A 20,191-nucleotide genomic window follows, 5' to 3' on the forward strand; every position below is an offset into this window, starting at 1 on the left:
GGCACTACCAGAGTAGTGCCCTTTTTTTCGATAAAAATATATTTTTTAATACTTAATTATTTTACATCTGTCCAGAATTCTTTGTTCAATAAGTAAACTGGAATGAGTAATACTAATAAGAATAAAATTACAAAGAAGCCAATCACTTGACGGTCATGACGGTTAGGCTCTGCCATCCACGCCATAAAGTTAACCAAATCACCCACTTCGGATTCAAACTCTTCAGCACTCAGCTCTTCTTGCATATTATGCAATACATGAGGCATCGCCGCATTGGCAAGTACTAAGTTATTGGCACCCCAAGGACGGCTTGGGTCTTCATAAAACGATAACAGGTAAGTATATACCCAGTCATCGCCACGTAGTCTGGTCTCAAGTGATAAGTCTGGTGGTGCTGCGCCAAACCATGATGCTTGTACTTCAGGATCAATTTCAGCATTGATATGATCACCGATTTGATCGGTGGTGACCATCAAATACTTTTCGACCAACTCAGGTGGTATCTCTAAATCTTTAGCAATGCGCGAGTGACGAACATACTGGGCAGAGTGACAACCAGCACAGTAGTTCATAAAGATTTTCGCACCGTTTTGTAGCGAGCCCTTATTGGTAAAATCAATAGGGGCAGTACTACAAGCTAAATGTTCTTCAACACCCTCAGCATTGGTGAATGTACCACATCCACCGCCACCAGCTGCCAGTGCAGTACCAGCCGTCAAGGTTAATGCCGCGCCTAAGCCTAGACCCGCTAGGGATTTAATTAGCGTGTTCATTAGTGACCTCCGGTAACGCGTTCTGGTGGCTGTTTACACTTCTCAATAGAGGTATAAATTGGCATCAGTAAGAAAAACAAGAAATACAAGACAGTGAAGATACGAGCCATCAATGTTGCTGTTGGTGTCGTTGGCGTCGCGCCTAAGTAACCTAAAACTAAGAAACTAATCGCAAACACGGTTAAAGCAATTTTAGATAAAATGCCTTTATAACGTATAGAGCGTACAGGCGATCTGTCTAACCATGGTATCAAGAATAGTACGGCAATCGCACCACCCATCGCAATCACACCACCCAACTTGTCAGGAACCGCACGTAAAATGGCATAGAATGGCGTGTAATACCATACTGGTGCAATGTGTGCTGGTGTTTTCAATGAATTCGCTGTCTCAAAATTTGGTGGCTCAAGGAAGAATCCGCCGCCTTCTGGGAAGAAGAATACCACTGCAAAGAACAAGATAAAGAAGACCACGATACCAATCATATCGTGTACTGTGTAGTACGGATGGAATTCAATACCATCTAACGGCACACCATTTTTATCTTTTAGCTTCTTGATATCAATACCATCAGGGTTGTTCGAACCCACATGGTGTAGCGCTACAATATGCATGAATACTAAGCCCACAAGTACGAGCGGGATAGCAACCACATGTAGAGCAAAAAAGCGGTTTAGGGTGATACCTGAGATAATATAATCACCACGTACCCATTCTGCAAGCCCATCACCAATCACAGGTAGAGCAGCAGGAAGGTTCAAGATAACCTGTGCACCCCAAAATGACATATTGCCCCAAGGAAGTAGGTAACCGAAGAAACCTTCTGCCATCAATGCTAAGTAAATACCCATACCGATGAGCCAAATAAGCTCACGTGGTTTCTGGTATGAACCATATAGCAGTGCTCTAAACATATGCAGATAGACGACCACAAAGAACGCAGATGCACCAGTTGAGTGCATATAACGGATGAGCCAACCACCTTTGACATCGCGCATGATGTATTCAACAGACGCAAATGCCCCTTCGGCACTTGGGTTATACATCATGGTCAGCCAAATACCTGTTACCAATTGGTTAACCAATACCACCATTGATAACACGCCAAAAAAGTACCAAAAGTTAAAGTTTTTTGGTGCATAGTACTTTGACATATGGTATTCATAGGTTTCGGTCGCTGGAAAGCGTGCGTCCACCCAATGCATTAACTTTTTACCCATGCTCATATTAAGCCTCCCCAATCGTCAAGATGGTACCATCCATGTTGTAATCTGGGACAGGTAAGTTAAGCGGTGCAGGAACGCCACTATAAACGCGACCCGCCAAGTCATATTTAGACCCGTGGCATGGGCAGAAAAATCCGCCATACCAATCATTACCACCCAAGTCAGCCGCGCCAACATCAGGACGGTAGTTTGGTGCACAACCTAAATGTGTACAGACGCCTTCTACTACCAATACTTCTGGTGAGATAGAGCGTTCTGGATTTTTACAGTATTCAGGTTGTAATGACGCATCAGATTCAGGGTCAGACAGTAAAGGTTTTACTGACGCTAAAGTCGCTAGCATGTCTTCTGTGCGTTTGACCACAAAAATGGGTTTACCGCGATATTTGACAACGATCATCTGTCCTGCTTCGATAGAACCAATGTCTTGGGTCACTGCAGCCCCTGCAGCCTCAGCTTTAGCGCTTGGGTACCAAGAACGGACAAAAGGTGTTGCCACAGCAGCTACCCCAGCTGCACCAATCGCGGCAGTCGAGGCAATAAGAACTCTACGGCGTTGTACGTTAACGCCTTCGGCTTGGCTCATTAATACTTCCTCCAGGTGAATGAAATGGGATTATCCCACACTGGGTTTGTGGCTTAGAAAATGTACAATATCAAGCCACTTTGGCTGTGCCTAATTTTGCTAATTGTTGCTATTCTAAGCTATTTCGGTGATAAAATAAATTATTGCGTTAAAAATAAAGCAACCTTGATAGAACATACTCTAAGGTTGAATAGGAGAATTGATGCAAAATAGCTGCATTATCAATGTCTCACATAGATTTTTTGGCAAGGATTATAAGCGTGATGACCTTATAATTAATAAGGATATTTTGCAATAGCGAATGATACTCGAAATTAAGGTAATGTTCACTAACTTTCAGTACCTAACTACTATGTAAGTAGTCGTAAACCAATAATCACCGCTTTATAAGAACAAAACGGTGATTATTTCATTACTTTTTATGTTTTATCAAACTTCAAGTTTTATAAAACATGGCTTCAGTCGCTAACATTAGCTCTCAAGCTCACTCCAACGCTCAAGCTTACTCATCATCTCATCTTCAATCGTCAGTAGGCGCTCACTTGCGGCAGTCGCTGCATTAACGTCAGTGGTGAACCATGAGCCATCTGCTAGTTTCTCTTGCAATTGGGCTTGTTCAGCTTCTAATGCAGCGATTTCTTTTGGTAAATTGTCCAGTTCACGCTGTTCATTGAAATTGAGCTTTTTGGCAGCTTTGTTAGGTTTTGCTGCGGTTGTCTTATTGGTAACTTTACTGACAGTATTTGCATTATTGGCTGGTGCTCTAGCCGCGTGGGCGGCTTGCTCGCGGTTTTTCTGTACCAAGTATTCTTGATAACCACCGACATACTCTTTGACGATACCTTTGCCGTCTTCATCTTGGTCAAATACCCAAGTAGAGGTAACGACATTGTCCATAAATGAGCGGTCATGGCTGATGAGCAAAATTGTACCGCCAAAGCTGGCGACTGACTCTTCTAGTAGCTCAAGTGTCGCCATATCCAAGTCGTTGGTTGGCTCATCAAGTACCAGAATGTTGGCAGGCTTTAATAGCTGCTTGGCAAGTAGTACGCGGTTACGTTCGCCACCTGATAGTGCTTTGACTGGGGTACGCGCACGCTCTGGGGCAAATAAGAAGTCTTGTAGATAGCTCATGATGTGTGTCTTACGACCACCCACTTCTACAAAGTCTGAGCCTTCAGAGACGTTTTGCGCCACACTGGCTTCAAGGTCTAACTGATCGCGCAACTGGTCAAAGAAGGCAATTTTTAGATTGGTACCCAATTCGACACTACCAGTCTTGGTAACTTCGTCATCAGACATATCGAGTAGGGCTTTAATCAGTGTGGTTTTGCCCGCACCGTTGGGTCCGACAATGCCGATTTTATCGCCGCGCATAATAGTGGTCGTAAAGTTGTCAACCAATACGTTGCCATCATATTCAAGATGTAAGTTTTTGACTTTACAGACCAGCTTACCGCTTTTCTCGCCTTGACCCATCGTAATGTTCACATTACCCACTTGCTCACGGCGATCGCTACGCTCTTCACGCAATGCTTTTAGCTCACGGACACGGCCTTCATTACGGGTACGACGGGCTTTGATACCTTGGCGAATCCAAACTTCTTCTTGCGCCAGTTTTTTATCAAAGTTGGCGTTATTTTTTTCTTCAGCGAGTAATTGCAGCTCTTTTAGCTCTTGATAGCGTGCATAGCCACCTTCGCCTTGAGTGACGTCATAGCTGGTCAATTGACCACGATCTAGCTCAATGATGCGCGTCGATAGTTTATTGACAAATGCTCTATCGTGGGTCACGAATAGTAGGGTCAAACCTTGCCAATCCAATAAAAAGCGCTCTAGCCATTCAATACTATCAACGTCTAAATGGTTGGTTGGTTCATCGAGCAGCAGTACATCAGGTTTGGTGACCAAGGAGCGTGCTAGTAGTACACGGCGCTTACGACCACCTGATAATGAAGATAAATCATCATCTGGATCCAGCCCCATGGTTTTGATCAGGCGGGTGGCTTCTCGTTCTAAATCCCAACCGTGTACCGCATCGATATCATGCTGCAAGTCTGCCATACGCTCACAAGCATCCATGTCGCCATTAGCACATAAATCTGTTTGGGCATTGTAGTTGATAAGCAGCTCAGCCGTGCGGCTGCTACCACCCATAACGATGTCTAGGATACGTCCGCTTGTCTCGGGAACGTCTTGTTCTAGCATCGCCACGCGCACGCTGCTATTGATGATGACTTCGCCGCTATCAGGTTGTAAGGTGCCGTTAATTAGCTTAAATAAGGTGGATTTGCCTTCGCCATTACGGCCAATTAAACAGACACGTTCACCTGCTTCAATAGCAAAATCAATGCCATCAAGAACAGGAGCGACGCCAAAAGCAAGGTGGATATCTTTTAAATGTATCAGAGCCATAGAATATCTTAAGCTTATATAATAGTGAGGTAGGGGTTGCTGCAAAATTGCGAGCAGTATAACATGCCATCACGTGACTGTAGTGAGCGTAAATGATTTTATCCGCACTATTTATGACTTTTGTTCAAGGTTGCTATTTTATGAGGATCATCGTCGTCTAATTGCTACTTTGTATCGGTCATCGAGCCATTTTATTAATGAATCCTACCAGTCTTATGTTTATGATAATTCAGAGAAAAATATGAATCAATTTAATCCTCAAGATAAGGCTCAGAACGAGGCTTTAGCTGTGCACACTGACCTACAAACTCAACAAGTCATTGATTTACAGATGAGTATGGCGCATCTAGAAATGACAGTAGAGCGACTCGATGAGGTGATTGCGCGGCAAGATAAAGATATTCAGACATTACAACGACAGTTGCAGCTAATTTATAAACAAGTGGAAAGTCAGGATCCTGAAGGCGGCATTGCACCTTTTGATGTCATGGCGGAAAGACCCCCTCATTATTAATATCTGCAAAATTAATATCTGCAAAATTAATATCTGCAAAATTAATATCTGCAAAATTAATATCTGCAAAAACTAAATGGTTGAAAATTTATAACTATTATATCCGCATTGTGAGATACAGATACTGTTCAGTCATAATCAGGAAATAATGTGTTTTTGCAGTTGTTTTAATGTTCGAAAATCATTACTATCCTCCACCTCGGATGCTGCTTGCTTATTAAAATTAAGTAAAGTAGTAAAACAATGCGGACGTTTGGAGATACATAATGCGCGCAAATTTTCATTTGAAAACTCTCACAGTAGCTGTTGCTGCTCTTTCTATTGCTAGCGTTGCTAGTGCTGCTGGTCTTGATCGTTCAGGTCAAGATATCACTGCATTCTTACAAGATGGCACCTACGCCGAATCTGTTTATACTTATATCGATGCCGATGTGAGTGGTAAAGACTTGTCAGGCAATAAGCTCAATGATATCGCAGAGTCTTATGATTTTTTCCGTTATGGTGTAAAAGCAGATATTAACGACACGTTTAGCATCGGTATTTTATATGATGAGCCTTTTGGTGCCGCTGCGGATTATAACGGTCAAAACGATTTCGTTACCGAAAGTGATCGTGACGCTATCATTCAAGACTTTACAAAAAACCCTAATATTACCGAAGCTTATGTCGATAACGTATTAATACCACAATTGCAAGGGGCGCTTGCTCCAGGTAATCCAGGTGGTCTAACTGCTGAGCAGTTACAAGCCGCTCAAGGTCAGCTTATTGGTCTTGAAGCCGCTAAAGGTCTTGCAGCAGTGGCGGGTGAAGCGACGCAAGTAGAAGTACGTACTGAGAGTATTACTGGTATTCTTGGTGCTAAATTTGGTGCTAACAAAGAGTTTCAAGCTTATGGTGGTCCAGTGGCTCAGCGCGTAAAGGCAGATGTAAAATTGCGCGGTGATGCATACAGTTCAGCCAAGGGTTATACCACTCACATCAGTAATGACCAAGACTATGGCTGGATCGCTGGTATGGCTTATAGCAAGCCTGAAATTGCACTTAAAGCTGCTTTGACGTATCGCTCTGAAATCAAGCATAATGCAAAAGCTTTTGAGACTTTTCCAATTGCTACGGCTGCAGGTGCTACCGCTGGTCTAGCGTTGCCGACTACCAGACATTCTGATATTGAAATCAACACGCCAGAATCAGTCAACTTTGATTTCCAGACAGGTATCAATCCTACCATGCTAGCTACTGCTAAAGTCCGTTGGGTGCCATGGAGTGATTTTGCTATCGTACCGTCACTATACAATGATGTCAGTAAAGTATCGACAAAAGATGATGAAGGCTTGGCATTAGTTAGTTACGATGAAGATCAATGGCAAGTTGAGCTGGGTCTCGCTAAGCGCATGACGCCAGCATTAGCAGTGACAGGTACTGTCGGTTGGGATAGTGGTGCTGGTAACCCTGTAACCTCGCTAGGTCCTATCGAAGGCTACTACAGTGCTGGTTTGGGTGCCAAGTACAATGTGACTGAAAACTGGGCAGTATCAGCTGGTGGTAAATATCTATGGTTCGGTGATGCTAAAGGCCAAATTCCGACTAAAGCCGTGGTTAGTAACTTTGAAGACAACGATGGTTTTGCACTTGGCGTGAAGCTTTCTTACCAAGCAAACTAATGTGATGTGTCATTTGCTAAGTTATAAATCCATAGTCTAGATAATAAAAAGCGATCCTGATTGGGTCGCTTTTTTATGCCAGTGTATTTAAGTTTAATAAAGGATTAGAGTATTTTAGAATTATTAAGTTATAACAGATAATGATCTGCCTGCTATCTCTAAAAAATGCTGATAGCAATTTAAAAAATATCAGAATGAAAAACTAGATATTAGTTTTGTACGTGTATCTTATTTGTACTGTCCAGTCATATTCGAGAAATAAAGCACTTTAATTGTTGTTTTAGTGTCAAAAAGGCATTAGTATTCATCTCAGGACACGACTTTTATAATCATAAAGTTATGCGCAGCAATGCTACATATTGATTATTTAAGTAGTAAAACAACAAGGACGTTTGGAGATACACAATGCGCAACACTTTTCATTTAAAAACCCTTGCAGTAGCGATTGCCGCTTTTTCTGTAGCTAGCGTAACCAATGCTGCTGGTCTTGACCGTTCAGGTCAGGATGTCACAGCCTTCCTCCAAGATGGCACCTATGCTGAAGCTGTTTACACCTATATCGATGCTGATGTTAGTGGTTATGATAGCGCCAATAACGTTCCTACTAATAACACCTATGTTAGAGGTGATAAGACTGGCGATATCGCTGAATATTATGATTTCTTTCGTTATGGTGTAAAAACAGATATCAATGAAACCTTTAGTGTTGGTATCTTATATGATGAGCCCTTTGGCGCAGCAGCGAAATATACTGGTGATAACAGTTTTGTGTCGAAAGGCGATATTAATGCTTCAATAACTCAGTTAACGGGTGGCCAGTTTGACGCCAACACTCTTGGCCCTGCAATTCAAGGTTTGACACAGCAGGCTCAAGCAGCAGGTGCGGAAGCGCAACGACTTGGACAATTAGCTGCAACAGCTACAGACCCTCAAGTAGCACAAGGTCTTGCACAACAAGCTCAAGCTCAAGCAGCAGCAGCGCAAGGTTTTGTGAATCAGGCCACTGGTCTCGGTACAGCAAATGCGATAGCACAAGCAGAAGCAGCTAATGCAGGAGAAGGCACTAACGTTGAAGTACGTAGTAATAGTCTGACAGCCATTCTTGGCGCAAAATTTGGTGCCAATAAAGAGTTTCAAGTATACGGTGGTCCAGTCGCTCAGCGTATTGAGTCTGAAGTGAAACTACGAGGTTTGGCTTATGGTCCTGCTACTGGCTATACCTCACGTAACAGCCCTGATATGGACTATGGTTATATAGCCGGTATTGCTTATAGCAAACCTGAAATTGCCTTAAAAGCAGCACTGACCTATCGCTCTGAAATTGATCACAACATGAAAGTGGCTGAAACCTATCCTTTAGCTGGCGTTATAGCTGGTGATCCAGCTGCAGCCAATCGCACCAGTAATATGGAAATTACTACTCCTAAATCCGTAAACTTTGATTTTCAAACCGGTATTAACCCAACGACGTTAGCAACTGCAAAAGTGCGCTGGGTACCTTGGGGTGACTTTAAGATTACGCCGCCACTATATAATGAGGTTAGTAAAAGATCTTATGGACCTGATGGTTTGAACTTGGTTGAGTACGAAGAGGATCAATGGCAAGTAGAGCTTGGTCTAGCCAAGCGTGTTGCGCCAGCACTTGCAATTAGTGGTACCGTTGGTTGGGATAGTGGTGCTGGTAACCCTGTCACCTCGTTAGGTCCTATCGAAGGCTATTACAGCGCTGGTTTGGGTGCAAAGTATAACGTGACAGAAAACTGGGCAGTATCAGCGGGTGGTAAATACTTATGGTTCGGCGATGCCCAAGGTGTATTGCCAAGTGACAAAATTGTTGGTGACTTTCAAGACAATGATGGATATATCTTCGGTGTGAAATTGTCTTACCAAGATACTAAATAATACGCATATTTAGCAGTACTAATACATAAAAAAAGCGATCCGTGATGGGTCGCTTTTTTTATCGGTGTTCGAAATAGAAATTGATATAAAAGAACATTAAATCAACGACTTTAAAGTGTGCATAAAAGTTTTTAGCAAAATAATAAATTTATTTGACAGCTTTTTTTAGACGATTTCTAAGACGGCAGTGATTGGTTTCTTGCCCGCAATTAAACGATATTTGCCTCAAACATAAGCCACAACATCATTGAGTTATTACGATCATAAGTATATTTCAGCTGAAATATATGCTTCTTGAAACGCACTTAAGTCCAAGACTCATTGACCTCTCAGCGCTAATAGTGTGTCATCTTATAAATGATCTTATATATCGATGACCCTATGGTGCTCGGTATTGTGCCAGCGCTAATGGATATCATAACCGCCATACCTCTAACTCTTTAGCCTCGCTGAGGTAGTTCTGATTATCCACTTATCTTTGATATTTGAGGCGCATTATAAATTTATTCAGTAGCATATCTTACACTAACAAGTTAGATGATTAATGACATAGCATAAGTGGCTACAAGCGTGATGATTGAGTGAAAAGTTAACACCTGAATTATGAAATGTTATAGCGCTATTAGCTAAGTATGAGATCTCTAATAGAAATAACCATAGCTTACTTATGTACTAATGTCCTAGGTATTGTATTTAATAGTCATCAATAAAAAACCTCACCAATAGATGGCGAGGTTTTTTTATAGTAATAATTATATCGATAAGCTTATTTATTTAAATTGAGTTCCATTTCTTTAAATTTCGCAGTAACAGAGGCTTTTGGACCGCCTGTCATGATACTTACCGCAAAAATGGCGATTGTACTTAAGATAAAGCCCGGAACGATAGCATATAACCAGCTATTGAGTGCCATGCCGTTCATCTGGAAAGGACCATAAATCCATAGAATAACCGTCAATGCACCAACGACCATACCAGCAACTGCACCGTTACGGTTCATACCGCGCCAGATTAGGCTGAAAATAACCAACGGTCCAAATGCGGCACCAAACCCTGCCCAAGCATTAGAAACCAAATTCAATACTGAGCTTTCTGGATTAGACGCCAGTAAAATGGCAACAACGGCGACAATGATTACGGAAATGCGGCCGACCAATACTTGACGTGCCTCAGGTGCATCTTGATCAAAAAACAACTTATAGACATCTTTAGTCAATGAGCTTGATACCACCAATAGCTGTGATGAGATGGTACTCATAATCGCAGCTAAAATTGCAGCTAATAAGAAGCCTGAAACCAATGGATGGAATAAAAACTGCGTAAATACTAAAAAGATGGTCTCAGGATCATCTAAAGTCATCGCTGTCTTTTGAACATACGCACGACCAGCAAAACCTGTCATCAGTGCTCCAATAAGGCTGACAATCATCCAGCTCATACCGATGTTACGGGCAGTAGGGACATCTTTGACTGAGCGAATGGCCATAAAACGTACAATGATGTGTGGCTGACCAAAATAACCCAAACCCCATGCCATCAATGACACAATGCCAAGGATACTCATACCATTAGTAATGTTAAGCAAGCTTGGATCGATATTTCTAACCGCTTGAGTGGTGGCTGAAATACCACCCAGATCAGTGAAAGCGACGACAGGAACAATGACCATCGCAAATAGCATGATGATACCCTGTACAAAGTCAGTCATTGAAACAGCTAAGAAACCACCGAATAACGTATAAGCGACAACAACGCCAGCGGTGACCCATAGACCAGTGCTATAAGAAAGATTCAGTGAGCTTTCGAAGAGTTTACCACCGCCTACTAGGCTTGCAGCAGTATAAACCGTGAAGAATAAAATGATAACCACGGCTGAGATAACACGTAGCATGTGCGACTTATCTTCGAAGCGGTTGGCGAAATAATCGGGTAGAGTGATGGCATTGTCAGCCACTTCGGTATAAACGCGAAGACGCGGTGCCACGATAAGGTAGTTTAAAAATGCACCAAGTGTCAAACCAAGTGCGATCCATATACTCACGACACCGTCAGCATACATATAGCCGGGCAAGCCAAGTAGTAACCAACCTGACATATCTGATGCACCTGCCGATAGTGCAGTGACTGCTGGACCTAAACTGCGTCCTCCTAACATATAGCCTTCAGTATCATTGGCTTGCTTAAAGTAAGCGTAAATGCCAATACCAATCATCACTAAAAAATAGGCGCCAAGTGATACCAGCACGCCACTAGAAACTCCGTTCATATAAATTGTCCTTAACCAACATGGTTGGCGGTAATTATTTTAACTATAAAGATTAAGTGTTATAAGACGATGTCCCAAACAATATCTAAAGACGAAAAAAGCCATTAAGTAGGACATAATGGCTTTTATTCAATATCTGCTGTTAGTTTTATATGATTGATGCTGTTCTAGGGCTAATACGAATTCGCAGTGCTTAGAGATCAATAAAAATGCCATAGTACATCATATCGATTGCTCGCATTTGCGACTCATTTATCAGTATCGGCCACCTATATAACCAATCATTTAAAACCATTAAACCTACTGTTAACCATCATATATTACTCGAAGTGTTCAATATATGACTATCAGTGTTCTTATAGTAAATTTTTGTTATAAAAACAACGTCAAGCGTATTATAACGCATGAGGGTCATAAATGCGAATAGCGTGCTTTTTAGATTCCATAGCACGCTCTAATCCTCATTTAGCGAGAGTCTTATTCAATAGGCGCTAACAAGTCTAACAAAGCTGTAACGCTGCTAGATTGCGTCAATTTCGGATTGATAACCACACCCAAATAGCGCTGTAACTCTATATTGTCTGCCATATCGATACGTTCTAAATCCTGACTGATCATGGTTTGCGGTAATACAGACCATCCCAGACCAACAGAAACCAGCATGCGAATAGACTCAAGAGGATTGGTGCTCATCGTGGCATAAGGTTTCAGATTGTGCTTGGCGAATTCAGCCAAGGTAATTTGACTGGTAAAGGTGTTGGCAGACGGTAAAATAGCAGGATAGCGTGCCAATTGCTCTAGTGTCACATTAGATTTGGTCGCTAAAGGCGATAGCGTACCTGTCATAAAGTAAAGAGGGTCTGACCATAGCGTATGATAGGTCAAGCGCTTATCATAAACGGGCGGCAATGTTAAAAATGCTAATGATAAATCGCCATCGAGTACGGCTTTGTGCGCTTTTTCTGAATCGACGAAATGTACTTCTAGTTGTACGGCAGGATAAGCTTGGATAAAATGCTTAAGTACAGGTGCTAAATGGTGCAAGCCAATATGATGACTGGTGCCGATCACTAATTTACCAGATACGATATGCTGAGAGTGTTGCAGATTAATCTTAAAATTCTCATAATCTTCTAGCCACCGCTTGGCATGCGGCAGCATTTCATTGGCTGCTTGGGTTGGTACAATGCCGCGTCCCACCGTATCAAACAAAGTAATGTTGAATTCATCTTCCAAATTTTTGATGCGTTTACTGACGGCAGGCTGTGTGATAAACAGTTTTTCTGCGGCACCTGAGATGCTGCCAGTGTGCATAACGGTAACGAATGTCGTCAAGTTTGTGGTGTTCAAACGGATGTCCTTAGCTACTTTGCGAGCTATAAATAAAAGTTGGCTGACCCAATCACAATGTATTAGAAATAAAAGTTTGCGTCTGGGCAAAAATCATCAATTATTATTATAGGATTAGCCTGCTATAATCACAAGACATCAAGACGTATTGTGACATATTTATTCTATTAAATTGACTATTTGCAGCTCATCGCACGTTTTAAGCGCTGCTGACGATGCCGCTGCGTATAAAATTTAAAGAAAATTTTTACCATAGACTATAGTTGAGTAAATTTAAAAGTAGTACAAGGTAACCGAGTGTAGATGTATATTTAATACTTCAAGCGAGGTTAACGCAGTAATACTTTTATAGTGGAATGACTATAAGCAAGTAAAAAAACCAGTAATTAGCAACCAATAAAGGATAGCAACATGGCCGGTCAAACGTTATATGACAAACTTTGGAATGCTCACGAAGTCACCAAGCGTGACGATGGTTCGAGCCTGATTTATATCGACCGCCATCTGTTGCATGAAGTGACCAGTCCGCAAGCATTTGAAGGTTTGGAGTTAGCCAATAGAGCACCGTGGCGCCTGTCGGCTAACATCGCCAGTCCTGACCATAACGTACCCACAGTCACTAAAGAGCGTTTAGAAGGCGTGCTTGGTATCAAGGACAAGGTATCACGCTTGCAGGTAGTGACATTGGATGAAAATTGCGCCAAATTCGATATCGCTGAGTTTACGATTAATGATGCTCGTCAAGGCATTTTACACGTCGTTGGCCCTGAGCAAGGTTTGGTGTTACCGGGTATGACGGTTGTTTGTGGTGATTCTCATACCGCTACTCATGGCGCGCTGGGCTGCTTAGCGCACGGTATCGGCACATCAGAGGTTGAGCATGTATTGGCAACGCAGTGCTTGATTCAAAAGAAATCAAAAAATATGCAAATTCGTGTCACTGGTAAGCTTGGTGCTGGCGTGACCTCAAAAGACGTGGTACTTGCTATCATTGCAAAGATTGGCACGGCTGGCGGGACAGGGCATGCTATCGAATTTGCTGGGCAAGTATTTGAAGAGATGAGTATGGAAGGTCGTATGACCGTTTGTAACATGGCGATCGAAGCGGGTGCTCGCGTGGGTATGGTTGCAGTCGATGACACAACCATCGAGTACGTCAAAGGTCGTCCTTATGCGCCAACCTCTGAGCAATGGGCGCAAGCGGAAGCTTACTGGCGTACCTTATATTCAGATGATGACGCGGTATTTGATACCGTGGTTGAGTTGGATGGTAGCCAAATAGCGCCACAAGTCTCTTGGGGAACCTCTCCTGAAATGGTTGTCGATATCACTCAATCTGTACCAACACCTGATCAAGCGGTAGATGAAGCGCAAGAAGAAGGCTGGTTACGCGCTTATACCTATATGGGTTTAGACGCTGGGCAAAAGATTACCGATATCCAGCTTGATCGCATTTTTATTGGTTCATGTACCAATTCGCGTATCGAAGATTTGCGTGATGCCGCCGCAGTCATTAAAGGTCGTAAAGTCGCGGACAATATCAAAGAAGCCATCGTTGTGGCAGGTTCTGGGCAAGTGAAATTGCAGGCTGAAGCAGAAGGCTTAGATGCCTTGTTTACTGAGGCGGGTTTTGAGTGGCGTGAGCCGGGTTGTTCGATGTGTCTTGCCATGAATGCTGATAAGCTTGAGCCACAAGAGCATTGCGCTTCAACGTCTAACCGTAACTTTGAAGGTCGTCAGGGCAATGGTGGTCGTACGCATTTGGTCAGCCCAGCAATGGCAGCTGCCGCCGCATTGGCGGGTCACTTTGTCGATGTGCGTACGTTTTAACTTTGCATTTCTATAGAGCATAAAAATGAAAATGCTGTTTGTTTTATTTTGCTTATTGGGTAGCTCTCAGCTAGCGATGGCTCGTGATTACTGTAATGGAAGATTTGCCTATTGTGTCGATGTGCCAAATCAATTGGCATGGTTGCCTGAGGCAGATAATGGTGATGGTCGTCATTTTAAGTTACCCAATTCTAATGCCACTATTTTGGTCTTTGGGAGTAATACACCAACTGTTTTCTTTTATACAGATAGTGATTATCTAAAAGAGAAGCAGCATCGATATAAAACAGGCATGACAGTTACTTACGAGCTGTTAAAAGATAAAACCTATACAGCAAGCGGCTATAGAAAAGACGGTCAAGTTTTTTATCATGTTATTAAAGTTAAGGATGGTCAGGAAGCAGTATTACATCTGAATTATCCTGAAAGTGAAAAAACTAAAATGACAAGTATTGTTAAACAAATGGCACGCTCTTTTGAGATTCATTAGACCGTCAAAAAAATTTACGTTAGTAATCGATATTTTAAGGAAAAACCATGCAAGCTTATAACACTCAAACGGGTATCGTTTGCCCATTAGATCGCGCAAACGTCGATACCGATCAAATTATTGCAAAACAGTTTTTAAAATCCATTAAACGCACAGGATTTGGCGTCAATTTGTTTGATGACTGGCGTTATCTTGACGAAGGCTATCCGGGTCAAGACAATAGCACCCGCGTTATCAATCCAGAATTTGTGCTAAATAAGCCGCGTTATCAAGGCGCAACTATTTTGCTGGCACGCCGCAACTTTGGTTGTGGTTCTAGTCGTGAGCATGCGCCTTGGGCATTGTCTGAATATGGTTTTCGTACGGTAATCGCGCCAAGCTTTGCCGATATTTTTTATAACAATTGCTTTAAAAATGGCATGCTACCAATTGTCTTGGACGAGGCAATTGTAGATACATTAATGAAAGATACGCTTGCTAATGAAGGCTATGAGCTAACCGCAGATCTTGAACGCCAAGTCGTCGTCACCTCAACAGGTGAAGAATATGCATTTGACGTAGATGCTTTTCGCAAACACTGCTTGTTAAATGGGCTTGATGATATTGGTTTAACCTTGCAGCAAAGCGATGCCATTAAAGATTATGAGCATAAGATGATGCAAAAAACACCATGGATATTTAACAATGTACGAGCATAAATAATGAATCTGCAAGCCATTACTTATAAAACTGCTGAACAGTAATAATGTAACGTTGAGTTATGGCGGTGAACTGGCTAAAATGAAGGGTAGTTTTTTTACGATATTTTATTATTTCTCTCATAAATAGTAGCCGCCATTATGAATAAAAAACGTTATGTTTTATGGACAAGTACGGTTGTTGCCGCAAACTTATTATTGTCAGGCTGTCAGCTATTGACTGGGTATCAGAAAATAGATGAGGCAGAAAACGCCAAAGCATGGGCAGGTAAGATTAAACCGATTGATGGTGAAGTCAATATTGCCTGTATAGGAACTTATCATTGTGAAATTGCACGGATAGATAAGACACGAGTGATAGGGGCTGATACGCATGAGCCTATCAATCCTGCCATGCTGGTCGCGATGAAAGATATGAGTGCAAATGGCAGAAGTCATACCAGCAGTCATACCAACAATAAGCATGCACAAACCTCAATGCATGCAAACATAGATATGACACCACTCGCTCATAAAAATGAGATTAAAATTGTACCTTTGTCTGCCTCAGGCATGCCGGGTCTAACCAATTATTATGCGCGGGTAAAACCTGCAAAACGCGAAGTACAGGTGAATTTCTATCCAGAAAACAATCTGGGCTATGTTGAGCGTTTTACTTTAATTCACGATTTTATTGACGCTGATACTTATCAATTACGGGCTTATCAGAAAAAGTCTAACGATAATTCTGGCAGTTTATTAGACACCGCTTCACCACAGCCGCTATGTGTTGATCTGTATCAAGGCAACACTGTACAGCGCCGCTTTTGTAAAGAGCTGTCTGCTGAGCATCAAGGAGAGTTTGTAGAAACTCGTATCGTGAAAGCATTGCCTGCATCATCGAAAGTAAAAGCCAAAGCTTAAAGCCTATTTGAGTTTCAAAAATAGCAAATTGACCACGATTTTTTGTGCTATTGAAGGCACTAAAAATCGTTTTTAGGAAAATATCGTAAATTTGTAGTATTAGGGCGTGTCCTCAATTCAATTGATTATCCTCTAAATGAGTTAAAAATGGCTAAATTTTGCCAAACATCGTTAAATAGCTTATCAATATCTCGATATTATTTGCGCTACTTTCCTTGTTTGACGGCAATTTTTATCACCATTTTTAAAATGAGGACACGCCCTAACATAAATAAAAAACTACCTACCCACAAGGATTAGTATGGCAACGATTTTAACATTAGCGGGCGATGGTATTGGTCCCGAAATCATGACTCAAGCCATTGACGTACTGAATGCGGTCAATAAGAAATTTGCGTTAGATTTGACACTTGAATCTGGATTGATTGGCGGTGTGGCCATTGACGCAACAGGTGAGCCTTTGCCAGATGAGACGCTAGACCGTGCCCGTGCAGCAGATGCGGTGTTGTTAGGAGCGGTCGGTGGCCCTAAATGGGATGGTATTGAACGCAGCAAGCGCCCTGAACGTGGTTTACTTAAAATACGTGGTGAGCTTGGTTTGTTCGCTAATCTACGTGTGGCAAAGCTTTACCCGCAGTTGGTCAATGCGTCTAGTATCAAACCTGAGATTATTTCAGGATTGGATTTGCTTATCGTTCGTGAGCTGACAGGTGGTATCTATTTTGGTGAGCCACGTGGAATACGCACGCTAGAGAATGGTGAACAGCAAGGCTACAACACCATGGTCTATAGCACAAGCGAGATTCAGCGTATCGGCAAAGTTGCTTTTGAATTGGCAAAAACCCGTGCGCAAGCAGCAGACACAGCAGCGAAAGTTTGCTCAGTGGACAAGGCAAACGTATTAGAAGTCACCGAGCTGTGGAAGCAAACGATGACCCAAATGCAGCAAGCAGATTATAGCGACGTGGCGTTATCGCACATGTATGCTGACAATGCTTGTATGCAATTGATCAAAAATCCTAAGCAGTTTGATGTCATGGTCACCGGCAATATGTTCGGTGATATCTTGTCTGATGAAGCTGCTATGCTCACTGGATCTATCGGTATGCTGCCATCAGCCAGTCTTGATGAAGCAGGCAAAGGGATGTATGAGCCGTGTCATGGTTCAGCGCCTGATATTGCTGGGCAGGACAAAGCCAACCCATTGGCGACTATTTTATCGGTTGCGATGATGCTGCGTTATACCTTTAAGCAAGAAGCAGCGGCACAAGCGATTGAGCAAGCAGTGAGTGATGTCCTTGATGACGGTTTGCGTACGCTGGATATCTTGGACAGTAGTGAAGCTAGATTGAAGCAAGTGGGGTGCCAAGAGATGGGTCAAGCAGTATTGGCTAAATTACTCTAGTACCACTATAGTGATATAGATTGAATTTCACCCTGTTTTATTTCGATAGGGAAAAATTCTAACCTTTATCATTTATCGTCGTTCTAAACCCATAATTTGCTCAGCAAATTATGGGTTTTTTTTATGTTTATTTTAATCACTTTCCATCGGTAACACACTAAACCAGATAGTTGTAAAAAAGTACTTGTTTTAACACAGACACCGCAGGAAAAGGGCTTTATTAACATAAAGCTGTTATATGCTCACAAGGTAATATGACACTATTAACAGCTTACAAACCACTAGAACCACAGACTTTCACGTTAGAAGAGAGCTGATGAAAAGGTGTTTGAGTAAAGTTGGGTAGTAAGGCGTTAAAACTCAAAATAACAAGCCTTGATGACAACATAACAAAATAAAACTTATTATTTTTATAAAAAATTAGGAGCATGAGGTGTATCAATTAAAAAAAATCAGCACAGCAGTAGCGATGATTGGTTTTTCTACGGCAGTTTTCATGGGGCAGAGCGTTGCAGCACCACTGGATAGTGTAAATGCTAATAATCAAGCAACGACCAATAACTCTGACAACCAAATACCGACCAATAACGATGAAGCCAGTATTAGCAAAAACAATGCTAATAAGGCGAATGCTGCTGAAGAGGTCAGCCCTGTGACCAATGGCGTTAGCCAAAAGCTAGCACGTGATAGCAAAACCGCAAATGCTTCGAACAAATTTTTACCTATTATCAAGTATACGACAGACAATTTATCAGTTGCTGCGCAAAAGGTGAATAATGCCACTTGGAAAGAGGGGATGAGTATCGACCGTGTCATCGGTACTAAATTGCAAGCCTTATTAAATTGGCATCACAATGGTGTAGGCCCTGTTGATGGTTATTGGGGAAAAAACACCCGCAAGGCCATGCAAGCGTTTCAACAAGCAAATGGTTTGGCAGTCACTGACACGCTAAACAACGAAACATGGCAAGCGCTGACAAAGAATGAAAAACTCACGGTGCAGCCAGTGCTAGTCAGTTATCAGATAACTGATGGGGATGTTAATATTAAAATGACAGAAATACCAGCTGGTGCTGAAGCCAAATCCAAACTTGAGGGATTGTATTACGAGAGCATCACAGAAGGGCTAGCAGAAAAATTCCATATCAGTGAAAGCTATCTCAAAGCGTTAAACCCTAAGGCTAGCTTTACGGCGGGTGAAACCATCACAGTTTATAATCCTGGCAATCCAAATACTAAGCCTGTCAGTCGAGTTGTTGCTGATAAAGCCACTGAAACGCTATATGCCTATGATGATAAAGACAACTTAGTTGCTAGCTATCCGACTACAGTAGGTAGTACGGCAACACCGTCACCAACAGGGACACATACGGTAGAGGTGAAGGTACATGAGCCTAATTATACTTATACTGCTAAAGACGGTAGCAAGTCTATTCTTCCACCTGGCCCTAATAATCCAGTGGGCTCGGTATGGATTGGGCTTAGTAAGCCTTCTTATGGTATTCATGGTTCACCAGATCCTGACCGTATCAGCCGTCAAGCATCAGCGGGTTGTATACGCCTGACAAATTGGGATGCACTTGCTTTGCTAGGGGTGATCCAAAACGGTGCGACTGTCGAGTTTAAATAATGCCTCACTACTTCTCAATCATGCTACTTATTAATCATGATTTAAAAATTTCAAAGTAAGTCAACTCATAAAATTTAGACAAAAAAATACCGCTGAAATTTAGCGGTATTTTTTATGATAAAAACAAATAACTAAGACTGAATCACTAAAATATTGATAGGCAATAATGAGCAGGTTAGCATTTTCATTATTATTATCAGTTAAACCACCCAAGCGTCTATATCAGCTATCAGCGAAAAGAAGCCATTTAGCAACCAGCTGTATTTATATAAATGCTTTTATAACCATTTTAGTGTATAAGAAATTAGTTTTTGCCACGATAAGTAATACGACCTTTTGATAGGTCATAAGGTGTCATTTCGACCTTAACTTTATCACCTGTCAAGATACGGATATAATGCTTACGCATCTTACCTGAGATGTGAGCAATGATTTCGTGTCCGTTTTCTAAACGAACTCTAAACAGGGTATTTGGAAGGGTGTCAATGACTTCGCCTTCAAATTCAATAATATCGTCTTTTGCCATAGTTGGTATCAATCAA

Annotated in this window: 16 protein-coding genes; 9 read left to right on the plus strand and 7 right to left on the minus strand. The window is 41.9% G+C overall.

What is annotated here, in order from left to right; genetic code table 11:
* Window positions 1–56: 56 nt before the first annotated feature.
* The 4 genes from ACP7AE_RS05405 to ACP7AE_RS05420 form a co-directional block, all read right to left on the minus strand.
* Window positions 57–773, minus strand: a complete 717-nt coding sequence (locus ACP7AE_RS05405; RefSeq protein WP_426241806.1) for a cytochrome c1 — start codon at window positions 771–773, stop codon at window positions 57–59.
* The gene (locus ACP7AE_RS05410) at window positions 773–1,978 is read right to left on the minus strand and encodes a cytochrome b (RefSeq protein WP_173936707.1); all 1,206 of its coding nucleotides are present in this window, start codon (window positions 1,976–1,978) and stop codon (window positions 773–775) included. Before ACP7AE_RS05410 ends, ACP7AE_RS05405 begins: the two co-directional genes overlap by 1 nt.
* A gap of 22 nt (window positions 1,979–2,000) precedes the next feature.
* The gene (gene petA / locus ACP7AE_RS05415) at window positions 2,001–2,585 is read right to left on the minus strand and encodes a ubiquinol-cytochrome c reductase iron-sulfur subunit (protein ID WP_045446807.1); all 585 of its coding nucleotides are present in this window, start codon (window positions 2,583–2,585) and stop codon (window positions 2,001–2,003) included.
* A gap of 471 nt (window positions 2,586–3,056) precedes the next feature.
* Window positions 3,057–5,000 carry an ATP-binding cassette domain-containing protein gene (locus ACP7AE_RS05420; RefSeq protein ID WP_055124346.1) on the minus strand — a complete coding sequence of 648 codons (1,944 nt, stop codon included), beginning with the start codon at window positions 4,998–5,000 and terminating at the stop codon, window positions 3,057–3,059.
* Window positions 5,001–5,289: 289 nt separating this feature from the next.
* On the opposite strand from ACP7AE_RS05420, the gene ACP7AE_RS05425 reads away from it, so the two are divergent.
* From ACP7AE_RS05425 to ACP7AE_RS05435, 3 genes are all read left to right on the plus strand, one after another.
* Window positions 5,290–5,514 (plus strand): SlyX family protein, encoded by a 225-nt coding sequence (locus ACP7AE_RS05425; protein ID WP_227676237.1) that lies wholly within the window; start codon window positions 5,290–5,292, stop codon window positions 5,512–5,514.
* A gap of 266 nt (window positions 5,515–5,780) precedes the next feature.
* Complete coding sequence (locus ACP7AE_RS05430; protein WP_426241809.1) at window positions 5,781–7,175, plus strand: outer membrane protein transport protein; 1,395 nt, start codon at window positions 5,781–5,783, stop codon at window positions 7,173–7,175.
* Window positions 7,176–7,580: 405 nt separating this feature from the next.
* On the plus strand, window positions 7,581–9,077 hold the full coding sequence (locus tag ACP7AE_RS05435; RefSeq protein ID WP_426241811.1) for a hypothetical protein: 1,497 nt from the start codon (window positions 7,581–7,583) through the stop codon (window positions 9,075–9,077).
* Between the two features lie 766 nt (window positions 9,078–9,843).
* Here ACP7AE_RS05435 and putP read toward each other — a convergent pair.
* Both putP and ACP7AE_RS05445 read right to left on the minus strand, forming a co-directional pair.
* The gene (gene putP / locus ACP7AE_RS05440) at window positions 9,844–11,343 is read right to left on the minus strand and encodes a sodium/proline symporter PutP (protein WP_045446819.1); all 1,500 of its coding nucleotides are present in this window, start codon (window positions 11,341–11,343) and stop codon (window positions 9,844–9,846) included.
* Between the two features lie 477 nt (window positions 11,344–11,820).
* Window positions 11,821–12,693: a LysR family transcriptional regulator gene (locus ACP7AE_RS05445; protein WP_045446822.1), complete on the minus strand. Its 873-nt coding sequence runs from the start codon at window positions 12,691–12,693 to the stop codon at window positions 11,821–11,823.
* 411 nt (window positions 12,694–13,104) lie between these two features.
* Here ACP7AE_RS05445 and leuC point away from each other — a divergent pair, with 411 nt between their 5' ends.
* The 6 genes from leuC to ACP7AE_RS05475 all read left to right on the plus strand — a co-directional run bounded on the left by leuC (window position 13,105) and on the right by ACP7AE_RS05475 (window position 19,649).
* Window positions 13,105–14,523: a 3-isopropylmalate dehydratase large subunit gene (gene leuC, locus ACP7AE_RS05450; protein WP_201538927.1), complete on the plus strand. Its 1,419-nt coding sequence runs from the start codon at window positions 13,105–13,107 to the stop codon at window positions 14,521–14,523.
* 25 nt (window positions 14,524–14,548) lie between these two features.
* The gene (locus ACP7AE_RS05455) at window positions 14,549–15,013 is read left to right on the plus strand and encodes a hypothetical protein (protein WP_426241814.1); all 465 of its coding nucleotides are present in this window, start codon (window positions 14,549–14,551) and stop codon (window positions 15,011–15,013) included.
* A 47-nt stretch (window positions 15,014–15,060) separates the two neighbouring features.
* Window positions 15,061–15,711 carry a 3-isopropylmalate dehydratase small subunit gene (gene leuD / locus ACP7AE_RS05460; protein WP_426241816.1) on the plus strand — a complete coding sequence of 217 codons (651 nt, stop codon included), beginning with the start codon at window positions 15,061–15,063 and terminating at the stop codon, window positions 15,709–15,711.
* 141 nt (window positions 15,712–15,852) lie between these two features.
* The gene (locus ACP7AE_RS05465; protein WP_426241818.1) at window positions 15,853–16,614 is read left to right on the plus strand and encodes a hypothetical protein; all 762 of its coding nucleotides are present in this window, start codon (window positions 15,853–15,855) and stop codon (window positions 16,612–16,614) included.
* 301 nt (window positions 16,615–16,915) lie between these two features.
* Window positions 16,916–18,019, plus strand: a complete 1,104-nt coding sequence (leuB, locus tag ACP7AE_RS05470) for a 3-isopropylmalate dehydrogenase (protein ID WP_201538931.1) — start codon at window positions 16,916–16,918, stop codon at window positions 18,017–18,019.
* A gap of 433 nt (window positions 18,020–18,452) precedes the next feature.
* The gene (locus tag ACP7AE_RS05475; protein WP_426241820.1) at window positions 18,453–19,649 is read left to right on the plus strand and encodes a L,D-transpeptidase family protein; all 1,197 of its coding nucleotides are present in this window, start codon (window positions 18,453–18,455) and stop codon (window positions 19,647–19,649) included.
* Window positions 19,650–19,953: 304 nt separating this feature from the next.
* On the opposite strand, the gene infA is transcribed toward ACP7AE_RS05475, so the two are convergent.
* Entirely contained in the window at window positions 19,954–20,175 is a 222-nt protein-coding gene (gene infA, locus ACP7AE_RS05480) for a translation initiation factor IF-1 (protein WP_045446828.1), read from the minus strand.
* Window positions 20,176–20,191 lie beyond the last annotated feature (16 nt).

It is taken from the genome of Psychrobacter sp. TWP2-1-2 (genome assembly GCF_049896785.1).
GTDB lineage: Bacteria > Pseudomonadota > Gammaproteobacteria > Pseudomonadales > Moraxellaceae > Psychrobacter.

Coding starts and splice junctions, on each gene's coding strand:
- ACP7AE_RS05405 (WP_426241806.1), bottom strand. CDS start 773: ATGAACACGCTAATTAAATCCCTAGCGGGTCTAGGCTTAGGCGCGGCA.
- ACP7AE_RS05410 (WP_173936707.1), bottom strand. CDS start 1,978: ATGCATTGGGTGGACGCACGCTTTCCAGCGACCGAAACCTATGAATAC.
- petA (WP_045446807.1), bottom strand. CDS start 2,585: ATGAGCCAAGCCGAAGGCGTTAACGTACAACGCCGTAGAGTTCTTATT.
- ACP7AE_RS05420 (WP_055124346.1), bottom strand. CDS start 5,000: ATGGCTCTGATACATTTAAAAGATATCCACCTTGCTTTTGGCGTCGCT.
- ACP7AE_RS05430 (WP_426241809.1), top strand. CDS start 5,781: ATGCGCGCAAATTTTCATTTGAAAACTCTCACAGTAGCTGTTGCTGCT.
- ACP7AE_RS05435 (WP_426241811.1), top strand. CDS start 7,581: ATGCGCAACACTTTTCATTTAAAAACCCTTGCAGTAGCGATTGCCGCT.
- putP (WP_045446819.1), bottom strand. CDS start 11,343: ATGAACGGAGTTTCTAGTGGCGTGCTGGTATCACTTGGCGCCTATTTT.
- leuC (WP_201538927.1), top strand. CDS start 13,105: ATGGCCGGTCAAACGTTATATGACAAACTTTGGAATGCTCACGAAGTC.
- ACP7AE_RS05455 (WP_426241814.1), top strand. CDS start 14,549: ATGAAAATGCTGTTTGTTTTATTTTGCTTATTGGGTAGCTCTCAGCTA.
- leuD (WP_426241816.1), top strand. CDS start 15,061: ATGCAAGCTTATAACACTCAAACGGGTATCGTTTGCCCATTAGATCGC.
- ACP7AE_RS05465 (WP_426241818.1), top strand. CDS start 15,853: ATGAATAAAAAACGTTATGTTTTATGGACAAGTACGGTTGTTGCCGCA.
- leuB (WP_201538931.1), top strand. CDS start 16,916: ATGGCAACGATTTTAACATTAGCGGGCGATGGTATTGGTCCCGAAATC.
- infA (WP_045446828.1), bottom strand. CDS start 20,175: ATGGCAAAAGACGATATTATTGAATTTGAAGGCGAAGTCATTGACACC.